21 protein-coding genes, 1 other RNA gene and 1 pseudogene are annotated in these 23,066 nt (G+C 41.5%); 14 read left to right on the top strand and 9 right to left on the bottom strand.

All coding sequences use genetic code 11. The features are described from left to right. Positions 1 to 189 precede the first annotated feature (189 nt). Positions 190 to 1,569, top strand: coding sequence for a wax ester/triacylglycerol synthase family O-acyltransferase (locus tag ACEO2X_RS08865; protein ID WP_179994820.1), 1,380 nt, complete (start codon positions 190 to 192; stop codon positions 1,567 to 1,569). Between the two features lie 59 nt (positions 1,570 to 1,628). Here ACEO2X_RS08865 and ACEO2X_RS08860 read toward each other — a convergent pair whose 3' ends face one another. From ACEO2X_RS08860 to ACEO2X_RS08835, 6 genes are all read right to left on the bottom strand, one after another. Then, on the bottom strand, positions 1,629 to 1,799 hold the full coding sequence (locus ACEO2X_RS08860; RefSeq protein WP_004975418.1) for a PA1571 family protein: 171 nt from the start codon (positions 1,797 to 1,799) through the stop codon (positions 1,629 to 1,631). A gap of 129 nt (positions 1,800 to 1,928) precedes the next feature. Continuing rightward, positions 1,929 to 3,383 carry a ribonuclease G gene (gene rng, locus ACEO2X_RS08855; RefSeq protein ID WP_104852376.1) on the bottom strand — a complete coding sequence of 485 codons (1,455 nt, stop codon included), beginning with the start codon at positions 3,381 to 3,383 and terminating at the stop codon, positions 1,929 to 1,931. Positions 3,384 to 3,422: 39 nt separating this feature from the next. Continuing rightward, on the bottom strand, positions 3,423 to 3,989 hold the full coding sequence (locus ACEO2X_RS08850; protein WP_180009277.1) for a Maf-like protein: 567 nt from the start codon (positions 3,987 to 3,989) through the stop codon (positions 3,423 to 3,425). Continuing rightward, complete coding sequence (gene mreD / locus ACEO2X_RS08845; protein WP_371971721.1) at positions 3,977 to 4,483, bottom strand: rod shape-determining protein MreD; 507 nt, start codon at positions 4,481 to 4,483, stop codon at positions 3,977 to 3,979. Before mreD ends, ACEO2X_RS08850 begins: the two co-directional genes overlap by 13 nt. Beyond that, a complete protein-coding gene (mreC, locus tag ACEO2X_RS08840; RefSeq protein WP_371971718.1) occupies positions 4,470 to 5,327 on the bottom strand; it encodes a rod shape-determining protein MreC in 858 nt (285 codons plus the stop codon). The genes mreD and mreC overlap by 14 nt, the downstream gene beginning before the upstream one ends. A gap of 16 nt (positions 5,328 to 5,343) precedes the next feature. Further along, a complete protein-coding gene (locus tag ACEO2X_RS08835; RefSeq protein ID WP_371971715.1) occupies positions 5,344 to 6,390 on the bottom strand; it encodes a rod shape-determining protein in 1,047 nt (348 codons plus the stop codon). 137 nt (positions 6,391 to 6,527) lie between these two features. On the opposite strand from ACEO2X_RS08835, the gene gatC reads away from it, so the two are divergent. The 4 genes from gatC to ACEO2X_RS08815 all read left to right on the top strand — a co-directional run bounded on the left by gatC (position 6,528) and on the right by ACEO2X_RS08815 (position 10,889). Then, entirely contained in the window at positions 6,528 to 6,842 is a 315-nt protein-coding gene (gene gatC / locus ACEO2X_RS08830; protein ID WP_168419202.1) for an Asp-tRNA(Asn)/Glu-tRNA(Gln) amidotransferase subunit GatC, read from the top strand. A 52-nt stretch (positions 6,843 to 6,894) separates the two neighbouring features. Then, on the top strand, positions 6,895 to 8,373 hold the full coding sequence (gene gatA / locus ACEO2X_RS08825; protein ID WP_325781026.1) for an Asp-tRNA(Asn)/Glu-tRNA(Gln) amidotransferase subunit GatA: 1,479 nt from the start codon (positions 6,895 to 6,897) through the stop codon (positions 8,371 to 8,373). Further along, on the top strand, positions 8,373 to 9,848 hold the full coding sequence (gatB, locus tag ACEO2X_RS08820) for an Asp-tRNA(Asn)/Glu-tRNA(Gln) amidotransferase subunit GatB (RefSeq protein WP_371971713.1): 1,476 nt from the start codon (positions 8,373 to 8,375) through the stop codon (positions 9,846 to 9,848). Before gatA ends, gatB begins: the two co-directional genes overlap by 1 nt. Positions 9,849 to 9,938: 90 nt before the next feature. Beyond that, positions 9,939 to 10,889 (top strand): DUF5655 domain-containing protein, encoded by a 951-nt coding sequence (locus ACEO2X_RS08815; RefSeq protein WP_179989360.1) that lies wholly within the window; start codon positions 9,939 to 9,941, stop codon positions 10,887 to 10,889. Between the two features lie 181 nt (positions 10,890 to 11,070). Here the strand turns inward: ACEO2X_RS08815 and ACEO2X_RS08810 are convergent, their stop codons facing one another. Beyond that, entirely contained in the window at positions 11,071 to 12,012 is a 942-nt protein-coding gene (locus ACEO2X_RS08810) for a hypothetical protein (RefSeq protein WP_371971729.1), read from the bottom strand. Positions 12,013 to 12,317: 305 nt separating this feature from the next. After that, positions 12,318 to 13,514: a peptide antibiotic transporter SbmA gene (gene sbmA, locus ACEO2X_RS08805; RefSeq protein ID WP_371971711.1), complete on the bottom strand. Its 1,197-nt coding sequence runs from the start codon at positions 13,512 to 13,514 to the stop codon at positions 12,318 to 12,320. Between the two features lie 395 nt (positions 13,515 to 13,909). Between sbmA and ACEO2X_RS08800 the strand changes: the two genes are divergently transcribed. Both ACEO2X_RS08800 and ACEO2X_RS08795 read left to right on the top strand, forming a co-directional pair. Next, on the top strand, positions 13,910 to 14,116 hold the full coding sequence (locus ACEO2X_RS08800; RefSeq protein WP_180168894.1) for a hypothetical protein: 207 nt from the start codon (positions 13,910 to 13,912) through the stop codon (positions 14,114 to 14,116). A 664-nt stretch (positions 14,117 to 14,780) separates the two neighbouring features. Then, the gene (locus ACEO2X_RS08795; RefSeq protein ID WP_104852384.1) at positions 14,781 to 16,139 is read left to right on the top strand and encodes an NAD(P)-binding domain-containing protein; all 1,359 of its coding nucleotides are present in this window, start codon (positions 14,781 to 14,783) and stop codon (positions 16,137 to 16,139) included. A 119-nt stretch (positions 16,140 to 16,258) separates the two neighbouring features. Here the strand turns inward: ACEO2X_RS08795 and glpK are convergent, their stop codons facing one another. Then, positions 16,259 to 17,743, bottom strand: a complete 1,485-nt coding sequence (glpK, locus tag ACEO2X_RS08790) for a glycerol kinase GlpK (RefSeq protein WP_208012248.1) — start codon at positions 17,741 to 17,743, stop codon at positions 16,259 to 16,261. Between the two features lie 130 nt (positions 17,744 to 17,873). Here glpK and ssrA point away from each other — a divergent pair. The 7 genes and pseudogenes from ssrA to ACEO2X_RS08755 form a co-directional block, all read left to right on the top strand. Beyond that, positions 17,874 to 18,233, top strand: a transfer-messenger RNA (tmRNA) gene (gene ssrA / locus ACEO2X_RS08785). A 284-nt stretch (positions 18,234 to 18,517) separates the two neighbouring features. Beyond that, complete coding sequence (locus ACEO2X_RS08780) at positions 18,518 to 18,760, top strand: hypothetical protein (protein ID WP_225530521.1); 243 nt, start codon at positions 18,518 to 18,520, stop codon at positions 18,758 to 18,760. 186 nt (positions 18,761 to 18,946) lie between these two features. Continuing rightward, positions 18,947 to 20,098 (top strand): efflux RND transporter periplasmic adaptor subunit, encoded by a 1,152-nt coding sequence (locus tag ACEO2X_RS08775; protein ID WP_004975381.1) that lies wholly within the window; start codon positions 18,947 to 18,949, stop codon positions 20,096 to 20,098. After that, entirely contained in the window at positions 20,095 to 21,303 is a 1,209-nt protein-coding gene (locus ACEO2X_RS08770) for an ABC transporter permease (RefSeq protein WP_136144179.1), read from the top strand. Before ACEO2X_RS08775 ends, ACEO2X_RS08770 begins: the two co-directional genes overlap by 4 nt. A gap of 1 nt (position 21,304) precedes the next feature. Further along, positions 21,305 to 22,012: an ABC transporter ATP-binding protein gene (locus ACEO2X_RS08765; protein WP_096902281.1), complete on the top strand. Its 708-nt coding sequence runs from the start codon at positions 21,305 to 21,307 to the stop codon at positions 22,010 to 22,012. A 274-nt stretch (positions 22,013 to 22,286) separates the two neighbouring features. Continuing rightward, positions 22,287 to 22,544 (top strand): hypothetical protein, encoded by a 258-nt coding sequence (locus ACEO2X_RS08760; protein WP_004975373.1) that lies wholly within the window; start codon positions 22,287 to 22,289, stop codon positions 22,542 to 22,544. Positions 22,545 to 22,574: 30 nt separating this feature from the next. Next, a pseudogene (locus ACEO2X_RS08755) lies at positions 22,575 to 22,910 on the top strand (hypothetical protein); the annotation flags it as partial. Positions 22,911 to 23,066: the final 156 nt, after the last annotated feature.

Raw genomic sequence — 23,066 nt, 5'->3', positions numbered from 1 at the left:
TCCACCCTATTACCCTATTAAGGTCAATAAAAATCACCCACCTACTGTGATTTTTATTGACGGATGATGGCGCAAAAACCACTATATTTGTTTGATAAAAAAGATATACTGAAATTAAATCTTATATAACTCTAAAAAGCCTATTCAGCAAAGAACAGGCGTAGAAATTGCAGTGAGGCAATCCACAATATGCGACCATTACACCCTATTGATTTTATTTTCCTGTCACTCGAAAAACGTCAACAGCCCATGCATGTGGGTGGATTATTCCTATTCCAAATTCCAGAACATGCGCCAGACACTTTTATTCAAGACTTGGTTGCCGATATTCGCAATTCAAAGTCGATGCCTATTGCACCATTTAACAATAAGCTCAATGGTCTATTTTGGGATGAAGATGAAGAGTTCGATCTCGATCATCACTTCCGTCATATCGCCTTGCCAAAACCAGGCCGTATTCGTGAATTATTAACTTATATTTCACAAGAACACAGTTCACTGATTGATCGTGCCAAACCTTTATGGACTTGCCATATTATTGAAGGCATTGAAGATAATCGTTTTGCAATGTTCTTTAAAATTCATCATGCCATGGTAGATGGTATTGCTGGCATGCGTTTGGTGGAAAAATCCCTTTCGCACGACGAAAATGCAAAAAGAATTGTACCGCCTTGGTGTGTGGAAGGTCCGCGTGCTAAACGCCTGAAAGAACCGAAAGTCAGCCGTTTAAAGAAAATTTTTGGTGGGGTTAAAGGTCAGTTTGAAGCAACCCCTCGCGCAGTTTATGAAGTATCACAAACTGTTGCCAAAGATATGGGACGTAATCCTGATTATGTCTCCAGCTTCCAAGCACCAAGCACCATCTTAAACCAACGTGTGAGCGCCTCACGTCGTTTTGCCGCTCAATCTTTTGAGTTTGCACGTTTGCACCGTATTGCCAAAGCTTTAGGCGTAACCATTAATGATGTGGTGCTGGCAATTTGCTCAGGCGCATTGCGTGAGTACTTACTCAGCCAATATGCATTACCTAAAAAACCTCTTATTGCAATGGTGCCTGCCTCTATTCGTGATGACGATTCTGAAGTATCCAATCGAATCACCATGATTTTAGCCAACTTAGGTACGCACAAAGAAGATCCGCTTGAACGTTTAAAAATTGTGCGCCGCAGTGTACAAAATGCCAAGCAGCGTTTTAAGCGCATGAATGCCAATCAAATTATGAACTATAGTGCTTTTGTTTACGGCGCTGCTGGTTTAAATATTTTGTCAGGCATTATGCCAAAGCGTCAGGCCTTTAACTTGGTGATTTCCAATGTACCTGGCCCACGTGAACCTTTGTATTGGAATGGTGCAAAGCTAGATGCACTATACCCTGCTTCAATCGTGTTAGATGGACAAGCTTTAAACATTACCATGACCAGCTATTTAGACAAATTAGAAGTTGGTTTAACTGCTTGTCGTCATGCCTTACCGAAAATGCAAAACTTATTGCAACACTTAGAAGATGAAATTCAGCGCTTTGAACAGATTATTGATGCGCCTGAAGGGGTCAATAAAATCGTGGATTGATACGTCAATCCATCAGAAAAATAATTCAATAGAATCAATTAAGGGGCAATTGCTGCCCCTTATTTTTGAATAGTACGACACTGTTTTAATAATTGCTGACAAACTGCGCTAACCATTGCAGTGGTAATTTGAGTTTCTTTACCTTGCTCATCCACAATATAACCGTTATGTGTCACTTTACGATCTAATACTTTTAAACTCTTTTGAATCACAACTTTACTCATACCCATGGCATACCTCATTTGCTAAACCGAGGGAGATGTTCGGCTTTGGCTACTCTGTATGCTTAGTATTGAGAATTCGCTCAAAAAAGTAAAATTTCAGATGTAACAACTGTTTAGCGATATCCTGTTACAATTTCAGCTCAGAATGATATCGTATTGCTCTTGCGTATATAAATTTTCCACCTGGAATTTAATCACACGGCTGACAAAGTGCTCTAAATCCGCCACTGCTGGCGCTTCGGCAGTTAACAATCGGTCAATCACCGATGGGTGTGCAACGACAGTAAAGCCACGTTGTGATTCAAATGCGCGTGCATATCTTAAAATTTCTCGAAAAATTTCGTAACACACTGACTCTGCTGTTTTGACATATCCCCGCCCCTGACAAGTTGGACAGGCTTCACAAAGTAAATGTTCTAATGATTCACGGGTGCGTTTACGGGTCATCTCGACCAAGCCCAGTTCAGACACTTGGGTAATTTTGGTCTTGGCATGATCTCGTTCAAGCATACGCTCAAACTGACTCAAGACTTCATCACGATGCTGTACTTCTTGCATATCAATGAAGTCGATAATGATGATGCCACCCAAATTACGCAAACGTAACTGGCGGGCAATGACCTGCGTGGCTTCCATATTGGTTTTAAAAACAGTGTCTTCTAAAGTCCGACCACCGACATAAGAACCCGTATTCACATCAATGGTGGTCATGGCTTCGGTCTGATCAATCATCAGATAACCGCCTGACTTTAATGCCACACGGGTTTGCAACGCTTTTTGAATATCTTCTTCGACATTGTATAAATCGAACAGTGGGCGCTCGCCTGGGTAATGAATCAGGCGATTGTGCATATTGGGCACAAACTCATCCACAAATTCTTTTAATTTGGCGTGAATTTCACGAGAATCGACATAAATTTTGGCGGTGTTATCATTCGCCAAATCACGAATTACGCGTTGCGGTAACGGCAACTCTTCAAAAATCAAAGAAGGCACAGCAATGCTTTTTTGTTTACGCTGAATGTATTCCCACAATTTTGCCAAGTAACACATATCTTGCACTAAGGCCGCTTCATCGACGCCTTCGGCTGCTGTGCGTACAATCACTGAGCCTGGCAGTTTATGCTCAGCCTGAATGGTTTCAATGATCCCGCGTAGACGCTCACGTTCTTCACTCGATTCAATACGTTGTGATACGCCAATATGACTACCGTACGGCATTAACACTAAATAACGCGAAGGAATGGAAAGATCAGTACTCAGTCGTGCACCTTTAGTACCGAGCATATCTTTCATCACTTGCACGGTCAGAATTTGCCCAGGCTGCAATAATTCAAAGACATTCGGTGTAGGTTGGCTGCGCGGCCAAATCATGTCATTGATATGTAAAAAAGCAGTACGCGATAAGCCAATATCGACAAAAGCGGCTTGCATGCCTGGCAGCACGCGCACCACTTTGCCTTTATAAATATTGCCCACCAAACCACGCTTGGCTGTACGCTCAACGAATAGTTCATTGACCGTGCCGTTTTGAATTAACGCCACCCGACACTCCATCGGTGTGACGTTAATCAACAACTCGTCAGACATAATAAAACTCAAAACATTATAAAAATTTTTGTGCAGCAGTTAATTTAGTGCCTTAACTGTCTGTAATAACTGTACGGTTTCATAGAGTGGCAGGCCGACAACATTGCTATAACTGCCCTCAATACGCGGAATATAACGTGCTGCGATGCCCTGAATCGCATAAGCACCCGCTTTTCCAATCGGCTCACCTGTTGCCCAGTAGCTTTCCATATCATCTAGGCTAAGCGATTGAAATTCAACCTGTGTACGTACCACTATACTGGATTTTTTCTGTTTTGTACGCACACAAACCCCTGAAAAAACATCATGTTTTCGACCAGAAAGTTGTGACCAAATGGCAAAGGCATGTGCTTTGGATTCTGGCTTGCCCAAAATCTGCCCATCTACGCCTAGACTGGTATCGGCAGCAATCACAATAGCATCAGGAAATAGCCGTAAAACCGCATCGGCTTTGGCACATGCCAACCGCTCAACATACACGGCAACATCTTCGCCCGCTAAAATAGATTCATCGATGTCTGGACTGTAAATTTCAAATTCCAGCCCAAGCTGTTGCAGGAGTTCCCGACGGCGCGGTGAACTTGAGGCAAGAATTAAATGCGCCATTTTCGCAAGAAATAATACAGCACAGGCCAGAGCAAAATACTACTCAGCAAAGGTTGCCAATGACGGGCAAATGGGAACTGAATCCCACCCATGACTTGCATCACCCAAATCAGGGCGAGGTGTGCCAAAATTGCGATTACACTAATGACCCATAAATTCGCAAACGTCATAATACGGCGCTCACGAGTCAGGAAACGCGCCACAAAAGTAATCACCACAAAACTTAGGGCATTCATGCCCAAAGGTGCATCGAGGAGCAAGTCTGCAAACAAGCCTGTACCAAAGGCAAACCAAATACCACACCAAGTTGGTTGCCCAAGCACCCAAAACAAGGTCACCATCAACATAAACAATGGTCGCCAACCCGAGCCTGTATAAGACAGCGGATACACCATGAGTACAGATGCAGCAATTACAGAAAAAATAATCGGAAATAGTGGATCTTTATTCTTGTTTTGTCCGAGTCGGGTTTGTCCAATTTTAGCGTTTGGCATTTGGCTGCTCCTTCGCTAAAGATTCTGAGAACAGCACCACCACATGATGACCACCCGCCAATTGTGCTGCAGGCATCACATCAATTTGTGCAAACTCACCAGAATTATGTCGGCTGATTTTGGCAATGCTTCCAACCAAATACCCTGCAGGGAAATGCTCGCCCAAGCCAGAGCTATAGACTTTTTCTCCAACCTGAATATTGGCACTGGTCGGTACATATTCCATTTTCAAACGTCCCAAATCGCCCGTACCTGACACAATTGCGCGCATGCCTGTATGTTCCAAACGCACTGAAAGCGAGTGCTCTTTGTCAGAAAGCAACATGACACGGCTACTGTGTGGATACACCGCAATGATCTGCCCCATAATGCCTTTATCATCCAAAACGGTTTGCCCGACTTTGAGCTGATTTTGTGAACCACGGTTAATCACAATAATATGACGCAAAGGATCGGCATCGGTACCAATCACTTCGGCAATTTCCATGCGTCCATCAATAATTAAAGGCGTATCGAGTAGACCGCGCAGGCGAGTATTTTCTGCAGAGAGTTCAGACAATTTTTGCAAACGGACTTGAGCCTGTAATAGCTCTGCCTGCATCGCGGTATTTTCACGACGCAATTGAGCTTCAGACTTACTTTGTTGACTTAGCCATTCTCGCGACAATACAGGATAGCTTGCAAAGGCATAAATTGGATTATATGCCGCATACAAAACATCACGTGCAGGTTGAATTACATGCGGGACACGCCAGTTAAAGAACAGGATGACCAAGCAAGTAATGACCGCAATTATAAAAGAGCGAAAAGATGGCGGTTGTCTGGAAAACAGATTTGTTTGCACCGCCGAATCCTATGTATTAGCCAACAAATAACATATCGTGGTTTGGATTATCAAAGAATTCCAAGACCTTGCCGCCACCGCGGCTAACGCAAGTTAATGGTTCTTCTGCAACTACCACAGGCAAGCCTGTTTCTTGTGCCAAAAGCTTGTCTAGGTTACGCAATAACGCACCTCCACCGGTGAGCACAATTCCACGCTCTGCAATATCGGAAGAAAGTTCTGGTGGAGTTTGTTCCAGTGCAGATTTTACTGCCGATACAATGCTTTGTAACGGATCAGAAATAGCTTGGGTAATTTCATCAGAAGTTACAGTAATGGCACGTGGCACACCTTCTGCCAAGTTACGACCACGTACTTCAATTTCCAGTGGTTTAGCACCTTCATCTGGCAATGCCATGCCAACTTCTTTCTTAATGGTTTCTGCTGTGGTTTCACCAATCACACAGCCATGCGCCTTACGCACATAGTTAATGATTTGCTCATCAAACACATCGCCACCAATACGCAATGAATCTGAATACACGCAACCCTGTAATGAAATAATGGCGATTTCTGTTGTACCACCGCCAACATCGACCACCATAGAACCACAAGCTTGCTCAACTGGCATACCCGCACCAATTGCAGCGGCCATCGGTTCTTCAATCAGGCGGACATCACGAGCACCCGCATTGAATACCGCTTCACGAATGGCACGGCGTTCTACCAAGGTAGATTTACATGGCACACACACCACTACACGTGGTGCAGGTGGGAATAAGCGCTTTTCATGCACTTTACCAATAAATTGGTTAAGCATGGTTTCAGTCACTTCAAAATCAGCGATTACACCATCTTTCATAGGGCGAATTGCAGAAATATTTGCAGGGGTACGACCCAACATTTGTTTGGCATCAAGACCGACTGCGGCAACAATTTTCTGTGAACCGCTGTGACGAATTGCCACAACCGTCGGTTCATTTAATATAATGCCTCGTCCTGGCGCATAAATAAGTGTATTTGCTGTACCTAAATCAATGGCTAGGTCTGGCGAAAACAAGCCAATTAGTCGTTTTAGAATCACGGAGTCGTTCTCGATTAAACTTTATGTGGACGCAAGTTGGCAACTTTAACTAAATGTGGTGCGTTGAACAAGTCAATCGCTTATTATAACGCACGATATTTTGAAATTTTTTATTAATACTGATTTTAGGTGATGTTATGTCTACCTCGGATGCTCAGCATTCTGCAGATTTAAATGCACAAACAGTTTCAGCAATTGCCAATCTTGCCCGTCTTAAACTCAATGATACGCAATCGGCTGAATATGCTCAAAGTCTAAATAAAATTTTAGGCATGATGGAAAGCTTAAAAGGCATTAATACTGATGACGTAGAGCCTTTAAAAAGTCCATTTGACCACCCGCAACCATTACGTGAAGACGTGGTAACTGAACAGAATCATCGTGAACAATATCAAGCTGTTGCTCCTGCAGTTCAGGATGGCTTGTACCTTGTTCCACGAGTGATTGAATAATTTATTCGGCTGTTACATTTTGACTTCATAAAAAGGTAAAAGAATTTTTCTCATGACAGATTTACATCGCTTATCGATTCGTGAAATCTCTGAGGGTTTAGCGGCAGCCAAATTCTCCTCTCGCGAACTGACTGAACATTATTTAAAACGTATTGCAAAAATTGATCCTCAAGTACGCTCTTATGTGACTGTGACCAATGAAGTTGCATTGGCTCAGGCAGATGCTGCCGATGCCTTACGTCAGGCAGGTCAAGCAACAGCTTTAACAGGCGTGCCTGTTGCGCACAAAGATATTTTTTGTACTCAAGGCATTAAAACCTCTGCGGGTTCAAAAATGCTGGATAACTTTATTTCACCTTATGATGCAACCGTGGTTGCACAAGGTAAAACAGCAGGTTTGGTCACTTTAGGTAAAGTGAACATGGACGAATTCGCAATGGGTTCAACCTCTGAAAGTTCATTCTACGGCGCAACCAAAAACCCATGGGCGCTAGATCACGTACCAGGTGGTTCATCGGGTGGTTCGGCAGCCGTTGTAGCGGCTGACCTTGCTCCTTTTGCTACGGGTACAGACACTGGCGGTTCAATTCGTCAGCCTGCATCATTCTGTGGTTTAACTGGTCTTAAACCAACCTATGGACGTGTTTCACGTTACGGCATCATTGCTTATGCATCTTCTTTAGATCAGGCAGGCCCGATGGCGCGCTCTGCAGAAGACTGTGCTTACTTAATGAATGTGATGGCAGGTCACGATGCCAAAGACTCAACCTCTATGGATAAAGCGGTTGAAGATTATGTAGCGAACCTCAATGCGACAGCACTTAAAGGCTTACGTATTGGTATTCCAAAACAATACTTCAATGTGGCTGGTTTAGATGCCGCAGTTAAAGCACGTGTTGAAGAATCACTGAAAAAATTAGAAGAATTGGGCGCAGTTCTTGTTGAAATTGACCTCAACATGACTGAAAGCTATGTCCCGACTTACTACCTGATTGCTCCTGCAGAAGCATCATCTAACCTTTCACGTTACGATGGTGTGCGTTATGGCTACCGTGCAGAAAATCCGCAAGATATTTTAGACCTTTACAAACGCTCACGTTCTGAAGGTTTTGGTGCAGAAGTACAACGTCGTATCTTGATTGGTACTTATGCCCTTTCTGCAGGTTATTACGATGCCTACTACGTGAAAGCGCAAAAAGTACGTCGTTTAATTCAGCAAGACTTCTTAAAAGCCTTTGAACAGGTAGATGTAATTGCTGCACCGACTGCACCAACCACTGCATATAAAATTGGCGCGTCTTTAGACCCTGTTGAAATGTATTTGGGCGATATTTACACCATCGCGGTGAACTTGGCGGGCTTACCTGCAATTAGTGCGCCTGTTGGTTTTGACCAAGACAACTTGCCTGTTGGTTTACAACTGATTGGCAACTACTGGTCTGAATCACAACTGCTATCTGTGGTACATCAGTATCAACAAGCGACCAATTGGCATACTCAACGCGCTGCAATTGCTGAGGAGAACGCATAATGGCGAAGAATACTGCTAAACCAAAATCAAACCTGATTGATGGTTGGGAAGTCGTGATTGGTATTGAGATTCACACTCAGCTTGCAACCCATTCTAAAATTTTCTCAGGTTCATCAACCGAATTTGGTCAAGACCCAAATACGCAAGCCAGCCTTGTTGATTTAGCTATGCCGGGCGTCTTGCCTGTGTTGAATAAAGAAGTGGTGGATTTGGCAATCCGTTTTGGCTTGGGTATTGATGCCTACATCGACCAAGCCTCTGTATTTGCACGTAAAAACTACTTCTACCCTGACTCCCCTAAAGGCTACCAAATTAGCCAGATGGACAACCCCATTGTCGGTTTGGGTCATATCGACATCCAACTTGAAGATGGCACAACCAAACGCATTGGCGTAACCCGTGCACACCTTGAGGAAGATGCAGGTAAATCGATTCACGACCAATTTGAAGGCATGTCAGGTATTGACTTAAACCGTGCAGGCACACCTTTATTGGAAATCGTATCTGAACCCGATATGCGTTCGGTTGAAGAAGCGGTTGCTTACATTAAAGCGATTCACACACTGGTTCGTTGGTTAGGTATTTCTGACGGCAACATGGCTGAAGGTTCGTTCCGTGCGGACTGTAACGTGTCGTTACGTCGTCCGGGTCAACCCTTCGGTACACGTTGTGAACTTAAAAACCTGAACTCATTCCGCTTTATTGAACAAGCGATCAATGTTGAAATTGAACGTCAAATGGAAATCTTGGAATGGGATGGTACGATTGATCAGGAAACACGTTTGTTTGACCCTGTGAAGATGGAAACGCGTTCAATGCGTTCGAAGGAAGAAGCGAACGATTACCGCTACTTCCCTGATCCAGATTTGTTGCCTGTGGTTATTCCAGATGCGCAAATTGAAGCCATTAAAGCGACTATGCCTGAGCTTCCTGCTGCACGTCGTGCACGTTTCGTGGCGGACTTTGGTGTAACTGAGTACGATGCTCACGTGCTCACATTGACTCGTGAAATGTCAGAATTTTACGAAGCTGTAGTTGCTGCGGCTGGTGGTGCGGCACAAGGTAAGATTGCTGCAAACTGGGTAATGGGCGAATTCTCAGGTGCTTTAAACAAAGCAGGCTTAGATTTGGCGGATTCTCCTGTATCTGCGGAAAAACTTGGCGGTATGATCGCACGTATTGTGGACAACACGATTAACGGTAAGATCGCGAAGCAAGTGTTCGGCTTTATGTGGGACGAAGGCAAATCTGCGGACGAAATTATTGCTGAAAAAGGCTTGAAACAGGAAACTGATACAGGCGCGATTGAAGCAATTATTAAGGAAGTTCTCGCTGCCAACGAAAAAATGGTTGAAGAGTATAAATCTGGTAAAGAGAAAGCCTTTAACGGTCTTGTTGGTCAAGTGATGAAAGCAGCGAAAGGTAAAGCGAACCCTGCGCAAGTGAATGAATTGATGAAGAAATTGATTGGTTGATTAATTGACTAATTCTTTGTTTTTATGAGATAAACCTCACTTCGTGTGGGGTTTATCACAATATACTTTTAAATCATAGAATGACTTAACATGCCAATATTTGAAATTAAAGATCAACAACAATTACAAGTTGTAGAAAAAACCAACTTCTTATTAGAAAAAGATCTGCAAAATTTAATTGAAAAGAATTTAATCCCTGTTTTTAATTGCAAGTTTATTGCTAGTGAGTTTTCAACTGGTGCAATACATGCAGGGCGCATTGATACACTCGCATTATCTGAAGACAACAACCCAGTCATTATTGAATATAAAAAAGTAGAGTCATCCGAACTCATTACTCAAAGTTTATTTTATCTACATTGGATTCAAGACCACAAAGGTGATTTTGAAGTCGCAGCTAAAAAAGTTTTAGGGCAAAACATTGAGATAGATTGGTCTGATATTCGCGTTATTTGTATTGCACCAAACTATAAAAAGTATGATTTACATGCAGTACAAGTGATAGGTGCAAATATTGAACTATGGCGTTACCAGCTATTTTCTAACCAAAGCCTATATCTCGAAGAAGTATTTCATACAGCCACATCAAATGCTCACGCTTTAACACATTCAACCGATCAGCCTACAAAAAATCCTGTGATGGTTGCTGCAGGAAAAAAAGCTGCAATTACCAGAAGTATTGGACAATATTCAATAGATGACCACTTAGCAAATAAGCCTAAAGAAATCATTGATCTGATCGAAGCTTTACAGGAGCTTATGATGCAAATTGATGAATCTATCGAGGAAATTCCTAAAAAATATTATATTGCTTATAAAAGCACTCAAAATATCCTAACTGTAGAAGTCCGAGCAAAAAACTTAAAAATTTATTTAAAATTAAAGCCTGAAGATATACCTACAAATACATCAAATTACCGTGATGTTTCCAATATTGGGCATCATGGAGTTGGCGATGTTGAATTTACAATTTGCACAATTGAAGAATTAAATGCAATACGGTCTTATATTGAACTTAGTTATAATAAAATCGGTGGATAACCCTTTTTATTCATACAATAAGAGTTTTTTTAATAGCAAAGGCGATTTATAAGTACACCTAGTTAGCAAACTTACTTGCAGCTTAGGACGTGTGCAATACTTAATGTACTTTTAATCTCTACTTGCTAATAAGCATTACTTAGCAAGTGCACAAATAAAAATTTAATGTGAGGCAATCACCTCACTTCATTCCTCTCAACATATTCTTAGCCCCTGCATGATTATAATTATTGGCTAAATTCTGCAAAATACGTTTTGCCTGTGCATCTGAATTTGGAAAACGACTGCGATAACTCGACACACTGGTTAAACAACGTGCCACCAACATGCCAGATTCTGTATAAATACGCGTACCCTCTGCGCCCTGTAATTTGCCATAGTTATAAGCACGTTGCGCATTATTACAGGCATTAATTTGATTACGCCCACTGTTTAAATCACGACGTGCCGCCACATATAAACGTGTCTGTTGCTGTTGTGGTGTCTCAACCACGCGTGGTGGAGCTGTTTTTACTGGCGCAACTACAGGCTCTTTTTTCTCTTCAGGTTTTTCTTTCATTTCAGCAACTTTGGTTGCATTTGTTGTTTTTGGATTACTTTGAGCTGCTTTAGGTGCAGCCTTTGCAGGTGTAGAAACCGCGCGGTAAAAACGTCGTGCTTCATCTTCAGACATTATTTTAGTGACCAAACTCACTACTCGCGCTTCACCACGCTGTTCCAACTGGCGCTCTGCCACAGGTTCAATAGATACAATCCAACTTTCGCCCTGATTACCTACACAGCGGTATGCCCCAATCCCCTGTTTTACATCTCGATAAGTATTGAGTAGTTTTTTAGACCATGCATTTTTGACTAAACTCATTGAGCTTTTATAGGCCAGCGTTAAGCGTCCATGTTGTGACTGACAATAGCTGCCCATATATTTACGTGGAATCATAGATTCAGCAGGCTGATCTTTGCGCTGTGGCCCCCAATAATAGACATATTCTTTAGCGGCACCACTGGGCTGATTTAAGTTTTTTTGAACAATCAGTTCTTGTGCAGATGCAAAATGCTTCACCGAATTTGGGCTATATTGATCGACTGTTGCACAACCAAATAATAGGCTGCCCACCCCCCCCATCAAAAGTATTTTTTTGCAGGTCACGTTTCAATTCTCAATTGTTTTTATAGGAATGAAAATATATGAATTAGCGGAAAATAACAAATCTAACACCTTGATTTTATAGTTAAATAATCATCGCTTTATTTGAATCGCGTTTGATATTTTTATAAAACAATCCAATTCATCACAGTTTTTTATGATTTTGAATACTAACACTCATATTATTTTTTATACAACTGTTCAGATCTATTTATATTTAGCAATCATGGCTCTGAACATGTGAACGCGACATCCACAACAAATCATGGATGTCGCCACCACAACTAGTGATCCAATGTCGATTCAAATGCTTTTAAACGCTTATAGATAGACAAGAGCTCAATAATGGTTGGCCAAGATGCAATCAGATACTGAAAAGATTCACGGACTTTGCCAAATACGTTGGCAATTTGCATCATCAAACCCAATGTAATAGCCCCTGCGGCAATACTTGGGAACAACACAAATAAACCATAAATATTGTCCAATTGCATGTACCAAATGCGTACCAAGTTAAAATAGGCATAGTGGAAATATAAACGGAAATAGTTCAAACGCACTTTGCTAAACAGTTCTTTTAAACTCAGCGGATCAGCACGTTCAGCGTGATCTTCACCATAAACCAATTCTTTACGATAAGCCGCCTCAACTTTTTGGTTCTTAAATTCCAGACCTGGTAACTTCGCACCCACCACAATTAACACCACTGTACCAAATACTGCCCAACCCACTGCAGCCCAAACTAAGGCATACGAAATTTCCCCCACTATAGGCAGGGCTTTGACATGCACAGACAAACTAAACAGCACAGGTAAAAATGCCAACAAAGTCATTAGGGCTTCGACTAAATTTACCCCTAAAGTTTCCATGGTTCTGGCAAAGCGCATGGTATCTTCTTGAATACGCTGTGAAGCCCCTTCAATATGTCTGAGTTTTTCCCAATGTGCGGTGTAATAATTATTCATTGCCGTACGCCAACGAAAAACATAGTGACTAACAAAAAATAAATTCAAAACCATTAAGGTCACTGCCACCATGGCGATGTATAAAAAGGTCAGCACACCTGCATAGAGTTCATTGACATCTCCACCGCCACTACTGAGCATTTTTTGAATCAGGTCATAAAATGGGTTGTACCAGGCATTCACCACAACATTGACTTGTACCCCAAACCAAATATTAAACAGGATGAATGCCGATCCCCATACCGACCAGCGCTGCCATGGGTGATTTTCTTTAAGTTTCCAGAAAATGGCAAACAGCGTCGTTGCCACAAAAAACCACAGATAAAACCATAAAAATGCAGGTGACCAAAAACGGCTGACATCGATGGGTAATGTTGCTTCGGCATAGCCTTGCGGGAAGCCAATCCAACTACCCCATGCGCTACCGCCCGAGTACCATAAAGCCAGATTGATCGCGAACCAAACAAGCAATGAAATAAAAAACCACTTTGGATTTGGAAAAAATGACTTAAACATGCAGACAAAAAGCCTTTATTTTTTAATTTGGAATGTAAAACCCAGTGCCTTCACCACTTAAAAAAGCGTGAATGGATACTTTAACTTTTATACTTTATACGCTGTTTTTTCAGCAATAATTTTATTTTTATACTGAAAACTGTAAATTTCATCAATCGGCTATATTTTACTGCGCTGTTCATTTGCCATTCATCTAAGAAATTACATCAAATTTCAATTTCTTATATTTTTAAAATGTCAAATTATGAAGTATTGGGCAAATTTATTGCGATTTTTTGACCAACAATTCAAGTACAAAATATTTAAACCCGACACAAATTTACGATTTTGTGTAGATTATTCATCAATTTACTATATAATACAGTTGATTAAAAATAACTCATTTAGGGTGCGGTATGGAATCTCCAACAGAAAACATTGCTATTGAGCTACTTGAACCTATTGTTCTACGTAAAGAAAACTGCGCACCAATTGAATTCGAGCAAGGTACAATTTTAAAAGTTTTATTGGTTAATCCTAACTCCTACTTGGTTACCGTAGACAACGAATTTAACTTTACTGTCTCTTTAGAAGATGAAAATAAGGTGTGGCGTAAACTTTAATTACTGAGTCGCCACAAACTTTAATGATTGAATGTACGCAAAGCACATTCAATCATTAGATAAAGCTTGATAAATACGCTACTGCTTTCATGGCTTATAAAAACTAAACTTTCATTACACCTATCAATCACAGCATCCTTTTAATTTTTCAGAAGTCCACTTCGGGTATGGCTCTCTGAAAATGTTGCCTAAGATTCAGTTTTCAATCCTCTGTATATCATTGTAGATTTTGCAACAATCTCATCAAAATCACCTTTATATTGGGCAAAATGAGATAAAAATTAGCTTTAAATTTTCATCTTATTTTCTCTATAAAAATCAATAAAATATACCAATTGATCAAACCAAAACAACAACAGCAATGACTTTAAATTCACTTTTACAACTAAGCAAAACCAAAATTAATCAAAAATTATGATAAGATCATGCTTCTTGTAAAACACATTTTTTTATAAAGATGAGTTGCTTAAGCAATTTTTACTGTCTTTAGTGTGTTTTATTTTTTCTATTTTTTTAATTCACATCCTATTTTGACAAGATCTACTTGATCTCTAAATTTAGGATTGTATTTGCTTATTTTTATAATGCGGATATTTAAAATCCTGAATTGTGTCACTCAAAATTGGAGAAGTAATTAAGAACTCAAAAACTAATGGAGATAGCAATGGATCGAATTGCAATTATTGGCGCTGGCCCAAGCGGCATGGCCCAATTAAGAGCGTTTCAGTCAGCAAAGGCCAAAGGTCTACAAGTTCCTGAAATTGTATGTTTCGAAAAACAAAATGATTGGGGTGGACTCTGGAACTATACTTGGCGCACAGGTATAGATGAACATGGCGAACCTGTCCACGGCAGTATGTACCGTTATTTATGGTCAAATGGCCCTAAAGAAGCGCTAGAATTTGCCGATTATACTTTTGATGAACACTTCAAAAAACCAATCGCGTCTTATCCGCCACGCGCAGTGTTGTGGGATTATATTCAAGGTCGTGCAGAAAAAGCACAGGTGAAAGACTTAGTCCGCTTTAATACCGCCGTTCAGCATATTCATTATGATGATGCGACGCAAAAATTTACGGTTGATGTCGAAGATTACGCACAGCAACGTCATTATTCAGAACAGTTTGATTATGTTGTGGTGGCCTCTGGGCACTTTTCTACCCCGCGTGTCCCTGTTTATGAAGGCTTTGATCAATTCCATGGTCGTATTTTACACGCGCATGATTTCCGTGATGCACTGGAATTTAAAGGTAAATCAGTGCTGTTGGTGGGCAGCAGCTACTCTGCCGAAGACATTGGTTCGCAATGTTATAAATACGGCGCCAAACAAATTTACAGTTGCTATCGCAGTAAAGCCATGGGCTTTAAGTGGCCCAAAAACTGGTCTGAAAAACCACAATTACTGCGTGTAGATGAAAATACTGCTTATTTTGGTGATGGAACATCGGCCAAAATTGATGCCATTATTTTATGTACGGGCTATTTACACCACTTCCCGTTTATTGAAGATGGCTTGCGCCTCAGAACGCATAACTGCCTTTATCCACTAGGTTTATATCAAGGTGTGGTTTGGGAAAAGAATCCACGTTTGTTCTATTTGGGTATGCAAGATCAATGGTACACCTTCAATATGTTCGATGCGCAGGCATGGTTTGTCCGTGATGTGATTTTGGGCAAAATTGCGTTGCCAAGCATAGACGAAATGCAAAGCCATACCCAAACCTTGCATGAAAAAGAACAACGCTTAATGAGCGATGAACAATCTGCACGTTTTCAAGGGGATTACATCAAACGCCTGATTGCGCAGACCGACTATCCATCTTTCAATATTGATGCAGTACACGATATTTTCATGCAATGGAAAAAGCATAAAAAAGAAAATATTATGGGCTTTAGAGATAAAGTTTATCGCTCAGTGATGACAGGAAAAATGGCTAAACCGCATCACACACCATGGCTTTATGCACTAGATGATTCTTTGGAAAGTTATCTAGAAGATGAAGCTCAACGTGAGGCAATGTAAGGCGTAATCTAAAAGATCAAAGTAACGAAAAAACAGCTACAAGCCTCAAAAGTTTTGCTGATGAGGCTTGTGGTTTAAAGATTTATTTCAACTTAGCGTTATTTTAGAAATAGCGCTGATTATAAGTCTGACTTAGCACGTTTTAAGGCTTGTTGCCAACGCGCTAAATGTTCTGCACGCTCTGCTTCATTCATTTGGGGTTCAAATACCCGATCTAACTGCCAAGATGCTGAAATTTCAGATAAGTCAGAAAATACACCCGCCTTTAAACCTGCCATAGCTGCTGCTCCCCAAGCGGTTGATTCCAACATTTTAGGACGTAACACAGGCACATTTAAAATATCGGCTTGGAATTGCATCAACATATCATTTTGACTAGCACCACCATCGACTCGAAGCTCTTTCAGTGGATGATCTAAATCGGATTGCATCGCAGTGAGTACATCCGACACCTGAAATGCAATGGATTCCAAGGCAGCACGGGCAATATGTGCCTTGTTGGTGCCACGTGACATTCCACATAAAAGCGCTCGCGCTTCACTGTCCCAATGTGGCGCACCAAGCCCTGTAAATGCAGGAACTAGCACTACACCATCGCTAGAAGTTACACTATTGGCAAGTTGTTCCACATCGCTGCTTTTTTGGATAATACCCAAACCATCGCGCAGCCATTGCACCACCGCGCCTGCCATAAAAACACTGCCTTCAAGGGCAAAATGGGTTTGATTTTGACATTGCCACGCCAAAGTGGTAAGTAACTTATTTTGGCTAAATTGCACCTGATTGCCTGTATTAAACAACATAAAACAGCCTGTACCATAGGTGTTTTTTGCTGTTCCAACTTCAAAGCACGATTGCCCAAACAACGCCGCCTGCTGATCGCCTAAAATACCTGTAATTGGGATATTCGCGCCCAATAAACCCGTTGCGGTATCTGCAATATAGCTGTCGGATGCAATAATTTTGGGTAAGACCGATGCGGGAATTTGAAATAATTCCAGTAATTCTTCATCCCAAGTTTGGCGATGTAAATTCATCAACATCGTTCTTGAAGCATTACTCGCTTCAATGACATGCTCTGCGCCTTGGGTCAAATTCCAAATTAACCAACTGTCGATGGTGCCAAAAGCCACGTGCCCCTGTTGTGCCAATGCTTTTAACCCATCGACATGCTCAAGCAACCACACCAGTTTGCCTGCACTAAAATACGGATCGATACGCAGACCTGTTTTTTCCTGAATCAATTGCATCTGGTTATTTTGAATCAACTGATGACACCAATCAGCCGCACGACGATCTTGCCAAATTATGGCAGGTGCCAGTGGTTTGCCTGTGCGTTTATCCCACACTACAGTCGTTTCACGTTGATTGGTCACGCCAATCGCACAAATGTCTTTAGCCAAAATACCTGCAGTCGCCAAGGCTTGTTGCACCACCGCAATTTGATTTGACCAGATTTCTTGGGCATCTTGTTCCACCCAACCTGAATGTGGGGTCTGAATATGGGTTTCTCGTTGTGCCGTTGCCTGAACTTGTCCGTGTTCATTGAAGATGATGGCGCGACTAGAAGTTGTGCCTTGATCGAGTGCCAGTAAATAACTCATATTTTTTATTGTGTTTGACTTGAAAAATAAAATATTAGCGCAATTATGTAACTAAGCGCATCGAAATGTGTAATTGTGCAGAAAATACATCGTAATTTTTGCCAGCTATGCTATGATTGCGCTGTGATATGGGGGTGTTATTGGCTTCGACGCTGATGATGAAGCTCATAGATGCATGCCGAGAGCGCATTTTCTCTCGTAAATCAAATTTGCATTAAAATAGTCGCAAACGACGAATCTTACGCTCTAGCTGCCTAAGGGCCGCTTGTCCGCTTCACTGAATACTTGTGGTCAGTGAACCCGACTGAAGCGCACGCACACAAGTCCGTATAGAGTTGAGCCTCGGGACTTTATACCAAACTTAGAGGATCGCACTTTAAACCCTGTTCGTCGGGTCTTAGAGTGTTAAAACAATAGACGATATCTAAGCATGTAGTATTCTCGAGTGTAGTGTTGGCGGACGCGGGTTCAACTCCCGCCACCTCCACCAAATTCTTAAATTCATATGAAGTTACATAACTAAATATGACTAAAAAAGCCTTAAACATCAGTGTTTAAGGCTTTTTCTATGGGTTTTGCGTCCAATGCTATCCAGAACAAATTGACCCAAATTTGAATAAATTGGGTCAAAATTGCGTCAATTTGACCCACAACTTTTAGATCTATAATGACCTGAAGCGAAGTACATCTCTCAAACAACCCTTGTCATAAATTTGTAATGTTTGTTGCTTATAAATTCTTAGAAATTTCAACTTTATATTTTAAGGTTCAGGAATGTCAGCAAACATCAGCTTAAAGTATCTAAATTCATTGATCAGTGATGCTCAGACTAAAGGCAATAAAATTGAGAAAATATTATTGGGCTATAAAGCCTATTATTTCTTCATGTCGGATAGTGAGTTCCATAAGGAAGTGACTAGCTCTGCACTCTCGCCAAGTAAACGCAAATATAAAGACCATAAAATTAAAGTCACCCAAGACGACTATCAAGTTGAGTTAAAACTTCACGAAAAATGATCAGGATAGCTTTCTATTAAGCGATCTAGGTTCAAATTCACTTTTAGTGGTTTGAGCCTTTTTATTGGGTGGTTTATTCATCTCCAAACATTTTTCGCTTTCACTCCCCAAACCGAATAACTCCCCCGCACAACAACAAAATAGATTATATTATCCTTAATTGATAAAAAATTATGCGGAGTACACATGCAGGTATTTCCCTTAGGCAAGCGAACTATTTCCGTGATTGTGGTCATTGTAGCTCTGGTTTTATTGTTAATTTACGTGGTCTTACGCACAGGCCCATTTGCCCCTGTCAACGTCACCCTCACGCAAGTCAAATATCAATCCATTCAACCTAGCCTGTTTGGCGTAGCAACCGTTGAAGCGCGTTATAATTATAAAATTGGCCCAACTGCAGCAGGTCGCTTAAAAAACTTAAAAGTAGATATTGGCGATAACGTACAAGCAGAACAACTGTTAGGCGAAATGGATCCTGTCGATCTAGAAGATCGTTTATTGGCTCAACGTGCGATAATCCAAAAAATTACCGCTCAGCAACAAGACACTCAAATCCGTCAAAATTTTGCGCAGCAACAAGTCAATCGTTATCAACAACTAGCTAAAATCAATGCCACCAGCCAAGAATCTTTAGCCATTAAACAACAAGAGCTCGATTTGGCAACGGCGGCACTCAGCGCGATGCAACAAGAACTCAATAAAGCACGTGCAGACCTGAATACCTTACAAGCACAGCGTGATAATTTAAATTTAGTGGCCACAGCTGCAGGTGTCGTCACTGCACGTTATGCAGAACCGGGTTCAACGGTGGTAGCAGGTCAAACCGTACTAGAAATTGTCGATCCTAACTCCATTTGGATGAATGCCCGTTTCGATCAATCCAGTGCGATTGGTTTAGCTGCTGACTTACCAGCTCAAATTCATTTACGTTCACGGCAAAATAATGCTTTGGCAGGTCATGTGTTATGGGTAGAACCTCGTGCCGATGCCATTACCGAAGAAATTTTAGCTAAAGTGGTTTTTAATCAACCTCCAACGCCTCTTCCGCCTTTGGGTGAGTTAGCAGAAGTCACCATCAGCCTCGCACCATTGGCACGCAGCTTAACCATTCCCAATGCGGCAGTTCACCGTATCAATAACCAAGTAGGCGTGTGGAAAGTTGTGGCCGAAAAGCCGCAATTTGTTGAAGTTCAATTAGGACGTTCAAATTTAGCGGGCGATGTGCAAGTGCTCGCAGGCTTATCCGAAAATGATCAAGTGGTGCTGTATAGTGAAAAACCCCTACATGCCAAAAACCGTTTACGGGTTGTCAAGCAACTTGCAGGAGCAGCTAAATGATTAGTCTGGCAGGTCGTGATATTTTCCATTCATGGGGTAAATTTGTATTTACTGGCTTTGGACTCGGCTTGCTGATTGGTGTGACCTTAATTATGGCTGGCGTGTATCGCGGCATGGTAGATGATGCCAAAGCCCTGCTGAATAACAGTGGTGCTGACCTATGGGTAGTGCAGCAAGATACACTTGGCCCTTATGCAGAACCTTCAAGTGTGCGTGATGATTTATATCGCAGCGTGATGAATATGCCCGGGGTGGCGCATGCTTCAAATATTACTTATTTAACCATGCAAGTGCATCATCAAGATAAAGATATTCGCTCGATGGTGGTCGGGATTCAAACAGGTGAACATGCGTGGAATAACTTGGGGTGGCCGCCACATTTATTGGCAGGACGTCAATTGACCCGCGGGCACTATGAAGCCGTAGCCGACATGAGTACGGGATTAAAGTTGGGTGATCGTATTAAAATCCGTCGTAACACCTTTACCGTGGTGGGTTTAACCCGACGCATGGTGTCTTCGGGTGGTGACCCGATGATTTTTATTCCGCTGAAAGATGCACAACAGGCGCAATTCCAAAAGGACAATGCTGCCATTTTACAAGACCGTAGACGAATTGCAGTAAACCCAATTTATAACCGCCCTGCTTATCCTGACTTGCTTGAAAGCGTACTCAATGCACAAAGTAGCAACCGTTATGTGAATGCTATTTTAGTCCGTTTAAATGCAGGTGCTTCAGCTGAAGAAACAGCAGCACATATTCAGCGTTGGCAACAACTAACAGTCTATACCCGCCCGCAGATGGAACACATTTTAATCAGCAAAATGATTGCCACATCCGCCAAACAAATTGCCATGTTTTTGGTGATTTTGGCCTTGGTCAGCGCCGCGATTGTGGCATTTATTATTTATACCCTGACTATGGACAAAATTCGTGAAATTGCGGTCTTAAAATTAATTGGCACACGCAATCGCACAATCGCTTGGATGATCTTGCAACAAGCACTCGCGCTTGGATTAATTGGGTTTGCTGTTGGTAAAATCAGTTCAACCTTTGCCGCACCATATTTCCCGAAATATGTCTTATTGGTTCCGCAAGATTCTATTTTTGGATTTATTGCGGTGATGCTGATTTGCATGTTAGCCAGTTTGGTTGCAATTCGGATGGCACTGCGCATTGACCCTGCCGAAGCAATTGGGGGATAACATGACACACGGCATTTTAATTGAAGGTTTAAAAAAGCGTTTTGGACAAGGTGACAATGCCTTTTATGCCTTAAAAGATGTCAAAATGCAGGTTGCACCCGGTGAAGTGGTTGGGCTGATTGGCCCCTCAGGTTCGGGTAAAAGCACCTTGCTCAAATGTTTAGGTGCCGTGATTGATCCTACCGAAGGACGCATGACTTTGGGCGATGAGGTGATTTTTGATCAACGTTGGTTAGTCAAAGACTTAAGTGCCTTACGCCGCGATAAAATTGGTTTTATGTTCCAAACCCCGTACTTAATTCCTTTTTTAAATGTTTTGGATAATGTAGCGCTGCTGCCGATGTTAGCAGGCGTAGCCAATGACATTGCCCGCGCCCGCGCATTGGAAATTTTAACGGCGCTCGATGTGCAGCATCGGGTACATGCCATGCCTGGGCAATTGTCTGGTGGTGAACAACAGCGTGTCGCCATTGCACGTGGTTTGATTAATCAACCGCCTGTGATTTTAGCCGATGAACCCACTGCACCATTGGATAGTGTACGCGCGATGACCGTGATTCGCTTATTACACGAAATGGCAGAAAAATTTCAAACTGCAATTATTGTAGTCACACATGACGATAAAATCATCCCTACCTTTAAACGCTTGTACCACATTCGAGATGGTGTGACTTATGAAGAACAAGGCGAAGGACGTCCTTTTAAGTAGGCTCTAAAGTTTTCAGCGCTGGAAACTGATGTTTTAGCTCAATATCAAAAGCAATAAAATATCTGCATTTCAAGTTACATGCGACACAATGCTAAAAAACGGTTGATGTGGTATTCTGATAGCATCAGAAATGCAAAAATATAATACTTACTAGCTTCATACTGTTCTTGGAATTTAATCAAAATACGCATATATTGATTAAATAGAGCAATTTATTCTTAATCCAAGAATTGACGCGCTAACCATGAAACTTAATCACCTAGAGGTTTTAGATATGTCAACTAGAAACCGAACCAATGAAAGTGAAATCGCTACAGCTGCAGCTGACGTTTTGCGTGAACGCTTCATTGCAGTAGCTCACAGTGATCGAGTACTTTATGTGGAAAATGATGCCTTAGTCAGCAAAACCCCGAATGGCAAACCAGTTTTAATCAAACAGTTATCTGGTCGGAACCCTGATCTAGCCCGCCAGTTTAATGGTCGCAGAACCTTTAAAATTAGAAAACGTAACATAGAGGCTACTGCAGAATAATTTATGTTGCCAAAAACACCTCGAATCAGAATGTTTGCGGGTCCAAATGGATCGGGCAAAAGTACGATGATTAATGGTTTAGATAGCCGTTTATCTAAATTGTTTTTGAATGCTGACAACCTTGAGCGCGATCTTAAAGCCACACCCATTCTTGATCTAAGTCAATTTGATATACGCATTAATGCAAACATATTGGTTGATTATCTTACTCAAGCAAGTCGACCACTAAAAAATGCAGATGGTACTCTAAGCAAAAGTCCTCTCCTCTCAGTAGATCCTGTGATTGATGGAAGCTTAATCGACTTAAGCGGGAACACGATTGATTCCTACCTCGCAGCCCGAATTCTTGATGTCATCCGTAAAGAGTGATTTATAGCAAATAATTATTTTGACAGATATAGTCAAACATATACAATTTAGGTATTAAATTTTAAAAAAACTTGCAATGAAATACTTGACTGAAAGCTTAAAGAAAGTAGAGCAAGACCTTGCTTATTTTGTATCCCCTGAAAATAAAGATGG

The sequence above is a fragment of the Acinetobacter sp. AL9 genome, assembly GCF_041464035.1.
Taxonomy (GTDB): domain Bacteria; phylum Pseudomonadota; class Gammaproteobacteria; order Pseudomonadales; family Moraxellaceae; genus Acinetobacter; species Acinetobacter towneri.
The sequence above is the reverse complement of the archived record's forward strand: the minus strand, read 5'-3'. Positions and strand labels throughout refer to the sequence as shown.

Coding starts and splice junctions, on each gene's coding strand:
- ACEO2X_RS08760 (WP_004975373.1), top strand. CDS start 22,287: ATGTCAACTAGAAACCGAACCAATGAAAGTGAAATCGCTACAGCTGCA.
- ACEO2X_RS08800 (WP_180168894.1), top strand. CDS start 13,910: ATGGAATCTCCAACAGAAAACATTGCTATTGAGCTACTTGAACCTATT.
- ACEO2X_RS08860 (WP_004975418.1), bottom strand. CDS start 1,799: ATGGGTATGAGTAAAGTTGTGATTCAAAAGAGTTTAAAAGTATTAGAT.
- gatB (WP_371971713.1), top strand. CDS start 8,373: ATGGCGAAGAATACTGCTAAACCAAAATCAAACCTGATTGATGGTTGG.
- mreD (WP_371971721.1), bottom strand. CDS start 4,483: ATGCCAAACGCTAAAATTGGACAAACCCGACTCGGACAAAACAAGAAT.
- gatA (WP_325781026.1), top strand. CDS start 6,895: ATGACAGATTTACATCGCTTATCGATTCGTGAAATCTCTGAGGGTTTA.
- ACEO2X_RS08780 (WP_225530521.1), top strand. CDS start 18,518: ATGTCAGCAAACATCAGCTTAAAGTATCTAAATTCATTGATCAGTGAT.
- ACEO2X_RS08770 (WP_136144179.1), top strand. CDS start 20,095: ATGATTAGTCTGGCAGGTCGTGATATTTTCCATTCATGGGGTAAATTT.
- ACEO2X_RS08765 (WP_096902281.1), top strand. CDS start 21,305: ATGACACACGGCATTTTAATTGAAGGTTTAAAAAAGCGTTTTGGACAA.
- ACEO2X_RS08865 (WP_179994820.1), top strand. CDS start 190: ATGCGACCATTACACCCTATTGATTTTATTTTCCTGTCACTCGAAAAA.
- rng (WP_104852376.1), bottom strand. CDS start 3,383: ATGTCTGACGAGTTGTTGATTAACGTCACACCGATGGAGTGTCGGGTG.
- gatC (WP_168419202.1), top strand. CDS start 6,528: ATGTCTACCTCGGATGCTCAGCATTCTGCAGATTTAAATGCACAAACA.
- sbmA (WP_371971711.1), bottom strand. CDS start 13,514: ATGTTTAAGTCATTTTTTCCAAATCCAAAGTGGTTTTTTATTTCATTG.
- ACEO2X_RS08795 (WP_104852384.1), top strand. CDS start 14,781: ATGGATCGAATTGCAATTATTGGCGCTGGCCCAAGCGGCATGGCCCAA.
- ACEO2X_RS08850 (WP_180009277.1), bottom strand. CDS start 3,989: ATGGCGCATTTAATTCTTGCCTCAAGTTCACCGCGCCGTCGGGAACTC.
- ACEO2X_RS08810 (WP_371971729.1), bottom strand. CDS start 12,012: ATGGGGGGGGTGGGCAGCCTATTATTTGGTTGTGCAACAGTCGATCAA.
- glpK (WP_208012248.1), bottom strand. CDS start 17,743: ATGAGTTATTTACTGGCACTCGATCAAGGCACAACTTCTAGTCGCGCC.
- ACEO2X_RS08775 (WP_004975381.1), top strand. CDS start 18,947: ATGCAGGTATTTCCCTTAGGCAAGCGAACTATTTCCGTGATTGTGGTC.
- ACEO2X_RS08815 (WP_179989360.1), top strand. CDS start 9,939: ATGCCAATATTTGAAATTAAAGATCAACAACAATTACAAGTTGTAGAA.